Source organism: Peribacillus simplex (genome assembly GCF_900156045.1).
Lineage (GTDB): Bacteria > Bacillota > Bacilli > Bacillales > DSM-1321 > Peribacillus > Peribacillus simplex_D.
The window spans coordinates 41,743-57,977 of sequence record NZ_FTMX01000002.1; the positions used below are offsets into that span (position 1 = coordinate 41,743).

Sequence of the window (16,235 nt, forward strand, 5' to 3'; positions counted from 1 at the left end):
TCGATATTTTTCAGTTGGGAAAAGAAAGAATAGAGGGCACTTCTGCCTCCCTATTCTTTCTGGCATTAAAGCTTATAAACCAAGTTTTTTGAATTCTTCATCCGTGCCCGGAACTACGAATTCACCTGATTTAATTTTTTCTGTCCACTCTTCGACCGCTTTTAAAGATTCTTCTGTTACGTTATCTTTTGTATCGGAAATGCCTACACCATTTTCTTCGATACCGTACTCAATTACTTTTCCGCCTGGGAAGTTTCCTTCTTTCGCTTTCTCGGAAAGGTCTTTAACTGCTACGTCAACACGTTTTAACATGGAAGTCAGCGTGATGTTGTCGTCAGTTCCAGGAACTGCCCCTAATTTAGCTTGGTCGCTATCTACACCGATAACATAGATTTCCCTCTTTGGATCTTTTTGCTTTTGCTCGACAGCTTCAGTGAATACACCTTTTCCAGTTCCGCCAGCAGCATGATAAATGATATCGATACCAGAAGAATACATGGAGCCTGCAGTTGATTTACCGATATCAGCTTTATTGAAATCCCCGGCATATTTAACTTCAACTTTCGCATCCGGATTTACAGATAAAACCCCAGCCTTAAAGCCAACTTCGAATTTCTTGATTAATTCAGATTCAACTCCGCCGATAAAACCGACCTTGTTTGTTTTCGTTTGCAATCCGGCAATAACACCTACAAGGAATGAACCTTGCTGCTCTTTAAAATTAATGCTGGCTACGTTCTTTTTATCAACAACAGTATCCACGATAGCAAAGTTTGAATCCGGACGTTGGTCAGCCACTTCACCAACAGATTCGGCTAAAAGAAAACCGATCCCATAAATAAGTTGGTAATCTTCACGTACAAGCGTATTCAGGTTTTTAGCGTAATCGGCATCTGATTTAGATTGCAGATAGTTATAGCCATCTTTACCTTTTTCCAGACCATTATCCTTACCGAATTCCTGAATGCCCTTCCATGCGGATTGGTTGAACGACTCGTCATCCACGCCGCCAGTATCAGTTACCATCGCAACCGTGAAGTTATCTTTGTTTTTCCCGTTTGAAGATTCTTTATCATCATTCTCTGAATTACCACATGCCCCTAGTAGCGTACCGGCTGCAAGAACAAGTGAAAGAGCTAATCCTAATTTGCGCTTTTTCAATTTTTATCCCCCTAATTTACATAGTTTTTTGAGCAGGAATGTTCTGAAAAGTCATTTATGTTTGCGTTTTCACTTCTCGTTAATTTTTTTTGCATACGTTTGATTTGACTTTTACGGAATCCAAAACAAACGCTTGCATTCACACGTATGCAGAGCAAGGCCTACACACGTTTACGAAGAACATGAAAGCTGAACATATTGGCTTTAAAGTAGTTAACAGAATACAGGATAGGCTGGTCCCAATCATCCAGATGCATCTGCTTTAGAACGAGCAGTGCGGCTTCTGGAGAGCATTCAAGGATAGGAGAAACTTTCTCATGATATCCAATAGGCTCAATTTCCGCTACGGCATGCGTAATTTTCCGATGCGCATCTCTTTCCAAAATATCAAAAAGAGACTCATCATTACGGTCAAAATTTTCTGATAGTATAGATTCAGGAATTTTGTCAATACAGTAGACAACTGGCTCCCCATTCGCTGTCCTTACTCGCTCGATGATGACGATGCGTTCATCTGTTGAACAAGAAAACCTGCGAATATCCTCTTCTGTAGGTTCTAGGGCCGTCGAGCTTAAGAAAATCGTACCCGGTTTCATTCCTGCCTCTTCAATCATGTTCGTGACACTTTTTAATTGCTCGATACCTGAAGTGAACCGAGGTTTCGGATTGACGAAAGTCCCAACTCCATGGCGGCGAATGATGATGTTTTCTTCTTCTAAAATTCGCAGCGCTTCTCGAAGTGTCGCCCTACTCACTCCCAATTTTTTTGCAAGATCGAATTCTGAAGGGAATTTTTCATTTTCCTGATAGACCCCTGCTTCAATATCCTGCTTCAGGTAATCAATGACCTGCAAATATAAATGTCGACTATCTGATTTTATTGACATACAGTTTCCCCCAGCTAATTTCTTAAGACATCAGACCTCTGATGTTGAATCATTCCTACTAATCGAAAATAATATAACATTTTTTTTGACATAAATAAATAGTGTTTTACTATTTACTTTAAAAGAATTTAGGAAAAATTACCCTTCCCTGTGTCTTTCAATCTAGATACAGCTGCGGAATTTGTACGATTATTCTCCTAAATCAGATAAATTCATTTGAAAATGCAAAATGAATGCAGCTCTGTTCAAGATGATGTTTTCCTGTATAATAGGATTTATCTTCTTTGAAGGGATGTACACAAGATGTTAAAGATTACAGAATACACTATTGAAAAATTGAATGATCCATTTGGTATTTTGTCCGGGGAACGTTACGAGTTGTTCTTGGATATCGAAGTGCCTGAAGAGGATGAGCTCTTTTCAGAAAATGGTTTATATATCCGGGTGCTTTTTGCCGTGGAAGAACAAAAAGGCAAATTGATTAAATATGATATTTTTGAAAAAGGGAACGAAGGCGCACTCGAATTCGATTTAGAAGAAGATGAAGAAGCGATGATTACCGACTTCTGCCTTAAACATTTAGACGAAGCGATGAATAATTAAAAAACCGGGCTGCTGCCCGGTTTTTTTCAACTATGATGAATGAGCTTCATCCTGTTCATCTTTAGTAACCAATACATTTCGTGGTTTACTGCCTTCATATGGACCGACAATTCCCCTCGCTTCCATTTCATCAATCAATCTTGCTGCCCGGGTATAGCCAATCCTGAAACGGCGCTGCAGCATGGAAACAGATGCAGTCTGCATTTCTACGATCAAGGACACCGCATCCCCGTATAAATTATCTTCGACTTCACCATTTGAAGTTTCTGCAATTTCATCCGGTATCATCTCTTCGTTATATTGTGCTTTTTGCTGTGAAATGACATATGTGACAACTTCCTCGACTTCATTGTCGGATAAAAAGGCCCCTTGAACGCGAACCGGTTTTGAAGCTCCTGCAGGCAGGAAGAGCATGTCACCCCGTCCTAACAGTTTTTCGGCTCCGCCCATGTCGAGGATCGTTCTCGAATCGGTCATTGATGAGACACTAAAAGCAATCCGAGATGGGATGTTCGCTTTAATGACCCCTGTAATTACATCTACGGATGGCCGCTGAGTGGCAATAATCAAGTGGATGCCCGCGGCACGTGCCATTTGTGCAAGCCGTGTGATGGCATCCTCTACATCATTTGAGGCGACCATCATCAAATCTGCCAGCTCATCGACAATGACTACGATATAAGGCAAGAGCGGTTGTTTGGCATCTTCTTCAATGTTATACCGGTTAATATAATCATTGTAGCCTTCAATATTACGGGTACCGGAATGAGAAAATAGCTCGTAGCGCCTTTCCATTTCACTGACCACTTTTTGCAAAGCCTGTGCAGCTTTCTTTGGATTGGTCACTACAGGTGCGAGTAAGTGGGGAATCCCATTATAGACATTCAACTCCACCATTTTTGGATCGATCATCATCATTTTCACTTCATGCGGTTTTGCCCGCATCAGAATACTCGTGATAATCCCGTTAATACAAACGGATTTCCCGCTGCCGGTAGCACCAGCCACTAGTAAATGCGGCATTTTATTAAGCTCCGCCTTAACCGCTTCACCAGAAATATTCCGCCCTAAGCCTATTTGCAGTTTTGCGTCAGGCTTGTCAACTTCTTTGGCCTCTAATACTTCCCTTAATGACACCATTGCCACTTCGGAGTTAGGCACTTCTATTCCGATAGCCGATTTTCCGGGAATCGGCGCTTCGATCCTAATATCCTTTGCGGCAAGTGCAAGGGCCAAGTCATCGGATAGGCTGACAATTTTACTTACCTTCACCCCTACATCCGGATGGACCTCATATTTGGTTACGGCTGGGCCTAAATGAACTTGAGTGACCCTCGCTTTCACTCCAAAGCTATGAAAGGTGCGCTCAAGCTTTGCCGCATTTTCATGGATCAATTGGTACTCTCCGCTTTGGTCCGTTTTTTTGGGCTGCAGTAACAAGGAAAGAGGCGGTAAAAGGTATTCTTTATTCTCCACTTCCGTAAAATTCATTGGCGGAACGGCATCATCCTGTTCCTCTGCACTTTCAGCTGCAGGTTCCGTAACTACGGGAATTATTTCGTTTTCGTCGCTATATGCTTTATCAGCAAAGCTGGAAATGATTCGTTCGGTCGCCATTTGCTGTGTTTCCTCTTCTTGATGAAGGGGCTGATCCATTTCCTCCACACGATCTTTTTCCCGTTTCTTCTTTTTCACGGGATTCTTTTTCTTTTCTTTTTTGTCGTCATTCCACGTTTTCATATCATCTCTGAATGCGGACCATTGCTGTTTGAAAAAGCCGCCAAGACCCCTGAAAAACTTCCCGAGGGTTTCACCTAACGTTTTCCCGGTCAATAGGACGGCACCTACAATGATAAAAAGGAATGAAACGATTTTCGATCCAGCTTCGTCGAATAAAAAGTATGAGGCTGCAAATAATATCGCTCCAATCATACCGCCCCCAAGGTCCTTTGTGCTGGCCTTGCCGGTCACTTCCATCCAGAATAGTTCCCAAGTATTCGAAATGACGCTTGGCTTCGTAAACGGTCCTCCATCTGCTAGCATGTTAAACAGTGTCACATGACTTAACAGGAGCATGCTCGCGACAAGAAAGTACATCCCGACGAATTGCCGTTTTAGCAGGTAAGGGACCTCCCTCTTTATCATCAAATAGAAGCCAGCTGCAATTGCTCCCAACAAAAGCAGGATATACCATTCCCCCATGAAGAAGCGGATTAAAAAGACCGTCCCGTTTCCCACTGCTCCAAGCTTGGCAATGGCAATGATGGCCAAACCAATTAAAGTGAGGCCGATCAATTCATATTTAAGCGTTAGTTTTAACTTCTCTGTACTATTCTTTTTTCTGCGTTTCTTCTTTGCCATAATATCACCTGATTCTTCATGAAACTATTCTAACTTTCCTATTCAACATCACTACATGTTTTCCCTTCTCGAAACAAACGTTCGCTCACTGATTATATCAAATATATATGGACATGTCCTTGTTATATATACCATTTATTATTTAGACGAACATTTTGCCCATATAATGAATAAAGCAGCCAAGCGGCTGCTGATTTTCATTCCAGTATATCATAATTTACCTCAGTTAGTCGTTTTTACTAAATGATTCATCTGTTCGAACACATTTATGACAGCCCCCGGCTGAATGTGTACATTCATATAATCTTCAGGATTTGTGCTTACAATCCGATCGATGCGAAACGTGCGGCCACCGTCATGTTCAACCATTACATGTACACCATTATAGATCATTTCAATTAAATTTGCCGTCTTCTCATGGTGATGAGGGAAAATTATTTCTTCAGGAACGATCGTATAAAGCGTCATTGCAGAAGCCCCTCCTCTTCCCCGGCAATTTTTGGCCTTCTTTCTTCCATGAAGCTATTTAGTTTTCTCATGGCCTGGCCTACTCCTCCTACATCATCGATCATACCGATTTCAACTGCCTCGGCTCCGATTACATTCGTGCCGATATCACGAGTTAAATTTCCTTTAGCAAACATCAAGTCCTTAAAACTTTCTTCCGAAACGTTGGAGTGCCGTGTAACAAATTTAATGACTCTTTCCTGCATTTTATCCAAGTATTCAAAGGTTTGAGGCACGCCGATGACTAGCCCTGTCAAACGAATGGGATGAATCGTCATCGTTGCTGTTTCTGCTATATAGCTATGGTCACACGAAACCGCAATCGGCACACCGATCGAGTGACCTCCCCCTAGTACAATCGAGACGGATGGCTTTGAAAGGGAAGCCAGCATTTCTGCGATGGCCAGTCCCGCTTCGACATCTCCTCCGACTGTATTTAAAATGACAAGCAGCCCCTCTATATTGGGATTTTGTTCAATTGCCACAATTTGCGGAATAACATGTTCATATTTGGTCGTTTTATTTTGAGGAGGCAGCTGCATATGTCCTTCAATTTGTCCAATGATCGTCAAACAATGGATTTTTGAGTCCTGAGATAGTTGCGGAACATTAGTAGCCCCCAGCTGCTGGATCTTTTCGATTAAAGTTGAATTCTTACCTTCCTGCTTGCCTTCATTTTCATTTGGTAATGGTGCATTATCCACTATGCCAACCCCTTTCTCTTAAGCCTATAGCTTTATTATGTCTCGAGTCTCGGACTTCATTCTTCAAGATATAAGAGGTTCGACACAGAAAAAAGAACCCCTGACTGTTTAAACCAGGGGTTCCTTACTTAATATTCCATGATTATTGGTAAAATCATTGGGCGGCGTTTCGTTTTTTCATAGAAGAATTGGTTTAACGCATCACGCATTTCCTGCTTCAGCGTGGACCAATCAAAAGGTTGGCGCGACCCATTTTTCTTTACGATTTCACTTACTATTTCAGTTGCTTCCCCAATCATTTTTTCTGATTCGCGGACATATACGAAGCCCCGTGAAATGATTTCAGGTCCTGCTGCAATGCTTTTATCCTGACGGTTCAACGTGACCACCACAATCAAAATGCCATCCTGGGATAACAAGCGCCGATCACGAAGAACGATATTGCCCACATCTCCAACACCGCTGCCATCTATCAAGATATTCCCTGCAGAGACTTTGCCGGAAAGACCCATTTTATTGCCCTTTAGTTCGATGACATCACCTTTTTCGGCAATTATGATGTTTTCACGTTTAATTCCCGCAGCAACCCCAACTTTTTGATGGGCATATAAATGGCGGTATTCCCCATGTACAGGGATCAAGAATTTAGGATTCATCAAATTGATCATCATTTTAAGTTCTTCCTGGCTGCCATGCCCTGTTACGTGCACTTTATATTTATTTGCAGATACCACTTCAGCACCTACCCTGTAAAGCAAATCGACGGTTTTGGATAGAATAAGTTCGCCGCCCTGTAGGGGTGAGGCACTGATCAAAACTGTGTCTCCCTTTTTGATCGTTACCTGCTTGTGGGTCTGTTTTGCCATTTTTTGAAGTGCCGCAATGGGCTCCCCCTGATGACCTGTCGATAACACGACGATTTCACGGTCGTCATACTGGCTAATTTCATTAATCGGGATTATCAGCTCTTCTTCGACCTTTAAGTAGCCAAGGTTCAAGGCTGTTTCATAAACGCGCTGCAGGCTTTTTCCTACAACTGCCACTCTTCTGCGACTTGCTGCCGCTGCATTGAAAACATGTTGAATCCGGTTGATATTCGAAGCGAAGCACGCTACGATGATCCTTCCGGAGGCTGCGTGAAAAACCTCTCTAATATCTTTGGCCACAACTGCTTCTGATGTCGTATAACCTGGCCTCTCGGCACCGGTACTATCCGAAAGCAAGCATAGGACACCTTCTTCACCGATACCAGCCATTTTACCGATTTCAGGTTTATATAGATCTGTTGCTGCTTGATCGAATTTAAAATCCCCAGTATAAACGATTGCACCTTCACGAGTGTGGATCACGACTCCGACGGAATCGGGAATACTATGGTTTGTCCGAAAAAAAGACACGGCCGCTTGAGGGAAACTTAAAAGGGAATCCGAATCGATTTCAGTGAATGTTGCCCTGCCGTTAAAGCCATCTTCCTTTAATTTCGTTTTGATTAAAGCTAGTGTAAGCTTTGTTCCATAAACAGGTGCTGGTAAATATTTCAAGACATAAGCAAGCGCTCCCATATGGTCTTCATGACCATGGGTAATGAATATCCCCTGCACCCGTTCCTTATTATCCATCAAATAAGAAATATCAGGGATAACCGCATCGATTCCGAGCATTTCGTCTTCTGGCAGCATTAACCCTGCATCAAGAAGGTAGATGTCCTCGTTCACCTCAACGACGTACATATTTTTACCAAGTTCCCCTTGTCCTCCAAGAGAAATGACTTTTATTCCATTATTTTTATCTTTACCCAATCGAATATCCTCCTTAAAAATTCCCGTTCATAATTTCCCAATGAATTCATTATAACCGATGTTCAAAAAACATGACAACACTTACCATTTTCAGAGGGACTTTTTCATTTAATTTAATAAAACAACCCTTTATGTAAGAAACATTCGGTACTTTTATCCTATTTCGGTTGATAATTAAAAAATTCAATATTTTCATCCCGAAATCGGAAAGGATAACCCATTCATATACATCATTATGTAAAAACAAGCCAATCTTCAACGATCAGCTTGTTCCGTGTCTTTTTATTTATTTAATACCTTGGTTAATGCAAGGCGCTCCTGTTCAGTCAATGGCACGATTGGAAGTCTTACCGAGCCAACGTCAATTCCATTTAACTGAAGCGCTGTTTTGACAGGTGCAGGGCTTGGCGCTGCAAATAAACCTTTTATAAGCGGTAACAGTTCCTGATGCAGCCTGGCTGCCTCTTTCAAATTCCCACTGATGAAGGCCTCAACTATTTTCTGCAGCTCATTACCAGCAATATGTGAAGCAACCGAAACTACACCCACACCACCAATCGCCAATACTGGGAGTGTTAAAGCGTCGTCCCCACTATATAACGCAAAATCTTCATCCGTGCCAGCTATGATTTGGGTCATAGCGTTTAAATCCCCGCTCGCTTCCTTAACGGCTACAATATTAGGAATTTTTGAAAGGCGGATGATCGTTTCCGGTTCAATGTTAATCGAAGCGCGCCCAGGGATATTATATATCATAACAGGAAGAGTCGTACTAGCGGCAATAGCCTTAAAATGCTGGTACAGACCTTCTTGATTCGTTTTACTATAATACGGGGCCACCAGCATTATCGCATCGGCGCCATTTTGTTCCGCTTTTTTTGTCAACTCGATGGAAGCATACGTATTGTTGCTTCCTGTACCCATGATGATGGGCACACGCTTTTCTACAACCTTAGAAACATGACGCAATAACGCAATTTTCTCCTCCGAAGATAAAGTTGGAGATTCCCCTGTCGTTCCCGAAATTACAAGCGAATCGGTTCCATTCGTTAATAAATAATTAACCAATGAAGTCGTTTTTTGAAAATCGACATTTCCCTTGCCATCGAAAGGGGTGACCATTGCGGTTGATACTCTACCAAATATCATCATCTAACACCTCTTTAATTTTTAAAACCTTTATTCATTAAAAAACCCTGATCATTGGACTTCCATTTCATGCAATTGAAATGCATAGTGCAGGGAATTAACAGCTTCTATTAAATCTTCCTCTTTTACGAGTACCCATATTGTCGTATGGCTATCCGCTGACTGGAGAATGGCAATTTCCTTTTCGGAAAGCGCTGTGACAATCTTCGCTGCAACGCCTGGCACTCCATTTATACCTGCACCGACTACTGAAACCTTGGCACAATTTCTTTCAATGACCGGTTCATGACCAAGCTCGGCCAAAATCGAGAGGGCAAGTTCTGTCATCTCTTCCGAAACGGTATACACTACGCCGCTTGGATATATATTTATAAAGTCCACTGAAATAGAGGCATTGGCCATTGCTTTGAAAACCTCTGCCTGCAGATTATATTGATCTTTTTTCGCACGGACCTTGATTTGAGTGATCTTTGGTACATGGGCAATCCCGGTCACGAGCCTTTCACGTATGTCACTGCCCTGGCTTCCCTTGTTCATGCTTGTAACAAGGGTCCCCAAACCTTCGCTGTATGTTGACCTTATCCGAATCGGGACTTTCGCCTGCATCGCAATTTCAACAGCTCTCGGATGAATGACCTTCGCCCCTTGATATGCCATATTGCAAACTTCCGTATATGAAACGATTGATAATGGACGAGCTTGATCGGCAATACGTGGATCTGCCGTCATGATTCCTTCCACATCCGTAAAAATATCGACCCGTTCAGCTTGCAATGCCGCACCTAATGCAGCGGCTGAAGTATCACTTCCCCCACGGCCGATGGTCGTGATGTCCCCGTTTTTAGCCGCTCCCTGGAAACCTGCTACAACGACTACATCCTTCACTTCAAGTTCTTTCATGAGACGGTCGCATTTCATTTCGATAATTTTCGCACTTGAATAGTCGGTATTCGTCAAGAATCCCGCTTGGGCTCCAGTATAAGCGACCGCATCAATACCATGTTCCAGGAGCATGTTCGTAAATACGACTGATGATATCGTTTCTCCAACTGACATAAGTAAATCCTGTTCCCGTTTTGAAAGGCTGGCTTTCGCTCCATTTACAAGGGAAAGTAAAGTATCCGTTGCATAAGGATCGCCTTTTCTTCCCATTGCTGAAACCACAACCACCACTTTATAGCCTTCTTTAATCGCATTTTCTATATGCCCCTTGGCAAATGAACGGCTTTCCTCATCGCGAACGGATGTCCCACCGTACTTCTGGACGATAATTTTCATAATAAGCACCCCAAATATAAGCCAGCCTCCCAATCAGGGAAGCTGACAAAAACTCTCTATCCTATTGGAATTTAATTTTTTATCTAGTTCATTAAAAATAAGTTATTACTTAACGGTAACCAAACCTAATTTTAAAAGGCTCTCAGCAATTTGAACGGAATTCCAAGCTGCTCCTTTTAATAGATTATCGGAAACAACCCATAAATGGAAGCCTTTATCTTCATCCAAATCTTTGCGAATCCGACCGACGAATACATCATTCTTGCCGACGGATGAAGCAGGCGTAGGGTAAACTTGTTGTTCCGGTTCATCTTCTAACACAATTCCAGGTGCCGTTTTCATTAAATCTTTGATTTGAGAAGCCGCAATGCCTTCGTTTTCAACTTCAATGTATACAGATTCCGAATGACCTGTTACGACAGGAAGCCTCACGCAAGTTGCAGCCACTGGAAGGTCTTGCATGTGCATGATTTTCTTTGTTTCATTAATCATTTTCATCTCTTCGAATGTGTACCCGTTATCTTGAAATTTATCGATTTGGGGAATGACGTTAAATGCGATTTGATAATGCTTTTCGTCCCCTTTTACCGGTAAAATCTTCGGATCTATTTCTTTATCATCAAGCAAGTCGCGAGCCTGTTCCTTTAATTCATTTATCGCTGCTGCACCTGCACCGGAGACAGCCTGATACGTGGAAACAACAATTTTTGATAAGCCGTATGACTTACGGATAGGTTCTAATGCCACAACCATTTGGATAGTTGAACAATTCGGGTTTGCAATGATCCCATTATGCTGTTTCAAGTCTTCCTCATTTACTTCAGGAACGACTAGCGGCACATTTTCATCCATGCGGAATGCACTTGTATTATCCACCACTATCGCACCGCGTTTCACTGCTTCTGGAGCCAATTCCTTAGACACGCTTCCTCCAGCACTGAATAAAGCGATATCGATGCCTTCAAAGCTTTCAGGTTTTGCTTCCTGCACTTCGATTTCTTCGCCCTTAAACGTAAGTTTGATTCCAGCGGAACGAGCCGATGATAAGAAGATGATATTCTTAATCGGTAAGTCCCTTTGTTCGAGTGTTGAAATCATTTGTTGTCCTACCGCTCCAGTTGCTCCCACAACTGCAATACGCAATCCCTGTGTCTCAGTCATTTATCCATACTCCTTTTCTATCTCTTAAATTAGTTATTTATTGGATTTACTGCTTCTTGTTCAGAATATCATTTATTTTATCACATTAACATTCCAAAGGGTCGCACTTTAACAAAATATTCTGGTAGTGGAGTGGTTTTTCATAACTTCAACCTACAAATTTATGCATATATGTCAGTCGTTAGAAGGAGGGATGAAGGCAGAAATACTAGTTCAGGCTAAATCATCCTTGAATCTTTCGACGATGACAGGTTGAATCTGTTCCCTTTCCAGTGCAGCTATGATCGTATCCCTTATCATGCTCATCCTTGCAACCATGGAACTTGGTTTGCCTGTGGGATTATCTTGGCCATATGGAACGAAATAAATATCTTTTGCAGCCATCAGCCTCATTAGATTGACACCATTTAACCCAAGTGCATCATTCGTTGATATTGCGACCACGACTGGACGGTGATTTCTCATCGTCGCTTTTGCAGCCATAAGTACTGGCGAATCGGTAAGAGCATTTGCCATCTTACTCATTGAGTTACCCGTTAAAGGAGCGATCACCATGCAATCAAGTGGCAATTTAGGTCCTAATGGCTCTGCTTTGACGATTGTATCAACGACATGATTCCCCGTCAATTTTTCTATTCTTTCGACCCAATCCTCGCCCTTTCCAAAACGGGTCTCCGTGTTTTGAACTGTCGATGTTACGATTGGAATGACTTCCGCCCCTTCATCTACAAGTTTTTCTATTTCCGGGAATACTTCATCATATGTGCAATGAGATCCTGTTAATCCGAAACCAATCCGTTTACCTTTGAGACTCATATCATTTTCCCCTTCCTTTTCGTGAACTCGCCTTGTATCAATAGTCCCAGTGCATTCGCTAATATCTGACCAGCTGTTTTCGGGGCAACTATACCCGGCAGGCTCGGTGCCAACAGCGCCTTAATTCCCCTTTTTTCAGCGTAACGAAAATCCGTCCCCCCCGGTTTTGAAGCAAGGTCGATGATTAATGTATGAACGGGCATTTTAGCTATAACTTGTGCGGTAATTATCGGAAAAGGAATCGTATTGATACATATATCAACATTTTTCATTTCAGCAGCAAGATCATTTAAATGAAAAGGGTCTAATGCCATTTCACTGATTCTCGCAATATCTTCGCTTTTTCTTGCTCCCACCTTCACTTTTGCACCCAGTGCATGGAATGACCGGGCTACACTCATACCGACCCTTCCCAGTCCGAGAACTGCTACATTCGATCCATGGATCGTAAAATCCGTATGTTGGATGGCCATCATGATCGCACCCTCCACAGTGGGAATCGAATTATAAATAGCCACATCATCACGTTCGAACAATAGTACGAGTTTGCGATCCACTTTCTTGAATATCTCATCTAGGTAATCGTTACTGATTCCTGCATAAAATGTGCAATGCGCCGGGGTCTTTTTTATCATTTCTTCAGTTAAGACAACCTCTTCACTGGAAAAAATCGTTTCTACTTTCCCATCTGAATCCGTGCCCCGGACAGGTAAAATAACTGAATCTAATTCCTTGAAATTTATATCCTCCATTTTTTCCTTAACCGCTCCGGTAAAAGCATGGTCGAGCTGTTCAAAACCTACCAATAATAGCTTTGCATCAAGCTCCGTCAGTTTACGGACAACTTCAAGCTGACGCGCATCTCCACCAATTACAGCGATTTGCATGCCTGTGAGCATTAAAACCGTCACCTTCTTTATATAAAAGATCCTAAACATTCCTTGCCCCGTGATACAATCCCTTCAGGAAGCAATTCGGTTTTTGCTACATTCTCTAGTTACCCTGCCATCTTATGTTTTTAGTTAAAAAACGGTGATAAGAAATCAAAAAACGCCTTAGCTATTGCCAGCTAAGGCGTTTTCGGGATTGCATTTCGAGAAATTCCACGGAGTGGGCGCGAACGTCATTATCCGTCCATTTGCTCTCCGTCTTTAAGTGAAAGTCCTTCTTGAAAATCAATGATGACCATATCCGCACCGATTTTTTTTATGTGATCCCATGGCACTCTTATTTCACTGCCATTCCTTAAAAGGCCGAACCATTTGACAGATGGGATGATCAACGAGGTAATTTGTCCAGTTTCATCTATTTCCAAATCCGTCTGACCAAGGATTCCTAATCTTTCCGCCCTATTCACATCGACTATTTCCTTACCGCTCAGTTCGCTTAACCTCAAAATTGGTTCCCCCTTTTTCGCCTTCTATTCAATCTATATCCGAAAAAGGTAAACTTAGAAGGCATTTATCCAAATATTGTCCAAAACACTGGACCCTCCCACATTCAAAGAAAAAAAGCCTGACCTCCCTTTAATAAAAGGAAGGTTCAGGCTTAGTCGTTATTATTTGTCCCAGTTTTCCAGCGGGCTCACTAATGACAAGGAATGCTCCGTAAAGATCTGATTTGCCAATTCATTGACGGTATCCTCTGTTACTTCGTCAATCTTGATGATGATATCATCAAGGGAACGGTGCTCACCCAACATTAGCTCATTTTTTCCGTTCCGGCTCATGCGGCTATTCGTGCTTTCAAGGCTGAGCATCAAACTTCCTTTAAGCTGCTCTTTACTATTCCTTAATTCCTTTTCCGTAATGCCATCCCTTTTTAAAGTATCCAATGTTTCCTGAATGGTTTCATAAAGGCTGTCAAGCTGGTTTGTGCCTGTCCCCCCATATACTGTCACCATACCGCTATCTTGATAGCTGGAATGATAGGAGTAAACGGAATAGGCAAGGCCGCGTTGCTCCCTGACGTCCTGGAATAGGCGGCTACTCATGCTCCCTCCAAGAATATTATTTAAGGTGATCAGGCTGTATGTTTTATCATTGCCGATTTCCAAGCCTTTATAACCAAGGCATAAGTGGGCTTGTTCGGTATCTTTCTTACGGGTGATCCTATTTTCATGGAAGGAAGGTTTGACCAATTCAAGACGGTCTGCCCCTCCTTGATATGAGCCAAAATAGTTTTCGACTTCCTGGATCAATTTTTCATCCACATTCCCAGCAATGGACACTACTACTTTATCGGGTGTATACATGTCATGGACGTATTTTTTTAATGTATCACTATTGAAGGTTTCAAGCGTATTTTCCGTCCCAAGTATAGGATAGCCAAGGGGGTGGTTTTCATAAACCGCCTTGCTTAAGAGGTCATGGACAATGTCATCGGGTGTATCTTCGTACATTTTGATTTCTTCGTAGACGACATTTTTTTCTTTTTTCAATTCTTCCCCATCAAATGTTGAGTTGAAGAACATATCAGCAAGGATTTCAAGCGCATAGCTTGCATGGTTATCCATCACTTTGGCATAGTAGCATGTATATTCCTTTGAAGTGAATGCATTCACCTGTCCACCAATACTATCGAACGACTCGGCAATTTCCCGCGCATTTCTCGTAGTTGTCCCTTTGAAGAACATATGCTCCAGGAAATGTGAAACCCCATTCAATTCTGGTGTTTCATTTCTTGAACCTGTCTTAATCCATACTCCAATTGCTGCTGAGCGTACAGTTGGAATATTCTCCAATACAATTCTAACTCCATTTTGACACGTGTATTTCTTAATCAACTAACATTCCTCCCAATCATTCTATGCTGCTATCGTTACCAATGTTTTATGGATTCGATCGCTCTTCATCTACTGCTTCCGAAACGGTAACAACATCTAAATCTTTCTTTTTTATTTCAATTATTAACGTCTCCAATGATTTTGCGGTAGATTCCGTCGGATGCATCAATATAAATGCTCCAGGGTGTATCTTAGAAAGCACTCTTTGTTGAAGGACTTCAGGGCTTGGCTTTTGCCAGTCGATCGTATCCACACTCCACATGGCGGTCTCCATACCGAAAGAATCCGCGATTTTCACCGTTTCATCCCGGTAGCTTCCACTTGGTGGTGCGAACCATTTCATTTTCAAACCTGTAACCGCTTCAATGACTTCATTCGTTTTTCGAATCTCCTCACGTGTAGCTTGTGCGGATATGTTTTTCATATCGGGATGTGAATAAGAATGATTTCCAATTTCATGCCCGCCGCCCTTAATCATCTTGGCCAAATCAGGATTTTTCTTGGTCCAATTCCCTTCAAGGAAAAAAGTGGCCTTGACATTATTCTTTTTTAACACGGCAAGCATATCTTGTAAGTATTCATTCCCCCAGGCCACATTGATTAAAAATGAAACCACTGGCTTTTCGGGGTGGGCCCGGTAAATCGGGGCCGGATCCAGATCCTCCATATGAATCTTTGCAGGGACCTGCTGAAATACCAGCTTATCCTTATCGAACACGCCCTCCTTCTTCATGGCTTTATACGATTCATCAATATTTACCTTCAGGCCGTTATATGCAGGAACGGTTTTCCAAACAGAATCTATTCGTGCATCCTGTGGTGCAATCTCATATTTTTTTGTTGATTCTTTTATTTGTAAAAGAAGCTCGTCTTCTTGCTTCATTGAAGCAACTGAATCATTGGTTAATTGGGTCAAATAAACTTGTGTATATGGATTTTGCACTAATAACCATGATATACCTGCAATGGCACTTATCGCAACTATCTGCTTCCATTTATTATTCATTTTTTACGCCCCCTTCAT

General features: G+C 42.1%; 15 protein-coding genes. 1 reads left to right on the forward strand and 14 read right to left on the reverse strand.

Features of this window, described 5'->3' with window-relative positions; translation table 11 throughout:
• Positions 1 to 72 precede the first annotated feature (72 nt).
• Together BW986_RS06710 and BW986_RS06715 are read right to left on the reverse strand one after the other, a co-directional pair.
• The gene (locus BW986_RS06710; protein ID WP_076366421.1) at positions 73 to 1,161 is read right to left on the reverse strand and encodes a BMP family lipoprotein; all 1,089 of its coding nucleotides are present in this window, start codon (positions 1,159 to 1,161) and stop codon (positions 73 to 75) included.
• A gap of 161 nt (positions 1,162 to 1,322) precedes the next feature.
• A complete protein-coding gene (locus BW986_RS06715) occupies positions 1,323 to 2,048 on the reverse strand; it encodes a GntR family transcriptional regulator (protein ID WP_076366423.1) in 726 nt (241 codons plus the stop codon).
• A 303-nt stretch (positions 2,049 to 2,351) separates the two neighbouring features.
• Here BW986_RS06715 and BW986_RS06720 point away from each other — a divergent pair, with 303 nt between their 5' ends.
• The gene (locus BW986_RS06720; protein ID WP_076366425.1) at positions 2,352 to 2,651 is read left to right on the forward strand and encodes a DUF6509 family protein; all 300 of its coding nucleotides are present in this window, start codon (positions 2,352 to 2,354) and stop codon (positions 2,649 to 2,651) included.
• 30 nt (positions 2,652 to 2,681) lie between these two features.
• On the opposite strand, the gene BW986_RS06725 is transcribed toward BW986_RS06720, so the two are convergent.
• From BW986_RS06725 to BW986_RS06785, 12 genes are all read right to left on the reverse strand, one after another.
• Positions 2,682 to 5,012, reverse strand: coding sequence for a DNA translocase FtsK (locus BW986_RS06725; RefSeq protein ID WP_076366427.1), 2,331 nt, complete (start codon positions 5,010 to 5,012; stop codon positions 2,682 to 2,684).
• A gap of 222 nt (positions 5,013 to 5,234) precedes the next feature.
• Entirely contained in the window at positions 5,235 to 5,480 is a 246-nt protein-coding gene (locus BW986_RS06730; protein WP_076366429.1) for a YlzJ-like family protein, read from the reverse strand.
• A complete protein-coding gene (locus tag BW986_RS06735) occupies positions 5,477 to 6,223 on the reverse strand; it encodes a ClpP family protease (protein ID WP_228467355.1) in 747 nt (248 codons plus the stop codon). Before BW986_RS06735 ends, BW986_RS06730 begins: the two co-directional genes overlap by 4 nt.
• A 128-nt stretch (positions 6,224 to 6,351) precedes the next feature.
• Complete coding sequence (locus BW986_RS06740) at positions 6,352 to 8,022, reverse strand: ribonuclease J (protein WP_076366433.1); 1,671 nt, start codon at positions 8,020 to 8,022, stop codon at positions 6,352 to 6,354.
• Between the two features lie 282 nt (positions 8,023 to 8,304).
• Positions 8,305 to 9,174: a 4-hydroxy-tetrahydrodipicolinate synthase gene (gene dapA / locus BW986_RS06750; protein ID WP_076366437.1), complete on the reverse strand. Its 870-nt coding sequence runs from the start codon at positions 9,172 to 9,174 to the stop codon at positions 8,305 to 8,307.
• A gap of 48 nt (positions 9,175 to 9,222) precedes the next feature.
• The gene (gene dapG / locus BW986_RS06755; RefSeq protein WP_076366439.1) at positions 9,223 to 10,449 is read right to left on the reverse strand and encodes an aspartate kinase; all 1,227 of its coding nucleotides are present in this window, start codon (positions 10,447 to 10,449) and stop codon (positions 9,223 to 9,225) included.
• A 105-nt stretch (positions 10,450 to 10,554) separates the two neighbouring features.
• A complete protein-coding gene (gene asd, locus BW986_RS06760) occupies positions 10,555 to 11,610 on the reverse strand; it encodes an aspartate-semialdehyde dehydrogenase (protein ID WP_076366441.1) in 1,056 nt (351 codons plus the stop codon).
• Between the two features lie 213 nt (positions 11,611 to 11,823).
• Positions 11,824 to 12,426: a dipicolinate synthase subunit B gene (locus tag BW986_RS06765; protein WP_076366443.1), complete on the reverse strand. Its 603-nt coding sequence runs from the start codon at positions 12,424 to 12,426 to the stop codon at positions 11,824 to 11,826.
• Positions 12,423 to 13,325 (reverse strand): dipicolinic acid synthetase subunit A, encoded by a 903-nt coding sequence (gene dpaA / locus BW986_RS06770; RefSeq protein WP_076366445.1) that lies wholly within the window; start codon positions 13,323 to 13,325, stop codon positions 12,423 to 12,425. The genes BW986_RS06765 and dpaA overlap by 4 nt, the downstream gene beginning before the upstream one ends.
• A gap of 227 nt (positions 13,326 to 13,552) precedes the next feature.
• Positions 13,553 to 13,822 (reverse strand): YlmC/YmxH family sporulation protein, encoded by a 270-nt coding sequence (locus tag BW986_RS06775; RefSeq protein WP_076366447.1) that lies wholly within the window; start codon positions 13,820 to 13,822, stop codon positions 13,553 to 13,555.
• A 162-nt stretch (positions 13,823 to 13,984) separates the two neighbouring features.
• Positions 13,985 to 15,211: a M16 family metallopeptidase gene (locus BW986_RS06780; protein ID WP_076366449.1), complete on the reverse strand. Its 1,227-nt coding sequence runs from the start codon at positions 15,209 to 15,211 to the stop codon at positions 13,985 to 13,987.
• A 46-nt stretch (positions 15,212 to 15,257) separates the two neighbouring features.
• A complete protein-coding gene (locus BW986_RS06785) occupies positions 15,258 to 16,217 on the reverse strand; it encodes a polysaccharide deacetylase family protein (protein WP_076366451.1) in 960 nt (319 codons plus the stop codon).
• Positions 16,218 to 16,235: the final 18 nt, after the last annotated feature.

Bases quoted from the DNA above. Each gene is read 5' to 3' on its own strand.
- dapG (WP_076366439.1), bottom strand. From the start codon at position 10,449: ATGAAAATTATCGTCCAGAAGTACGGTGGGACATCCGTTCGCGATGAG.
- asd (WP_076366441.1), bottom strand. From the start codon at position 11,610: ATGACTGAGACACAGGGATTGCGTATTGCAGTTGTGGGAGCAACTGGA.
- BW986_RS06715 (WP_076366423.1), bottom strand. From the start codon at position 2,048: ATGTCAATAAAATCAGATAGTCGACATTTATATTTGCAGGTCATTGAT.
- BW986_RS06785 (WP_076366451.1), bottom strand. From the start codon at position 16,217: ATGAATAATAAATGGAAGCAGATAGTTGCGATAAGTGCCATTGCAGGT.
- dapA (WP_076366437.1), bottom strand. From the start codon at position 9,174: ATGATGATATTTGGTAGAGTATCAACCGCAATGGTCACCCCTTTCGAT.
- BW986_RS06730 (WP_076366429.1), bottom strand. From the start codon at position 5,480: ATGACGCTTTATACGATCGTTCCTGAAGAAATAATTTTCCCTCATCAC.
- BW986_RS06725 (WP_076366427.1), bottom strand. From the start codon at position 5,012: ATGGCAAAGAAGAAACGCAGAAAAAAGAATAGTACAGAGAAGTTAAAA.
- BW986_RS06720 (WP_076366425.1), top strand. From the start codon at position 2,352: ATGTTAAAGATTACAGAATACACTATTGAAAAATTGAATGATCCATTT.
- dpaA (WP_076366445.1), bottom strand. From the start codon at position 13,325: ATGCTCACAGGCATGCAAATCGCTGTAATTGGTGGAGATGCGCGTCAG.
- BW986_RS06765 (WP_076366443.1), bottom strand. From the start codon at position 12,426: ATGAGTCTCAAAGGTAAACGGATTGGTTTCGGATTAACAGGATCTCAT.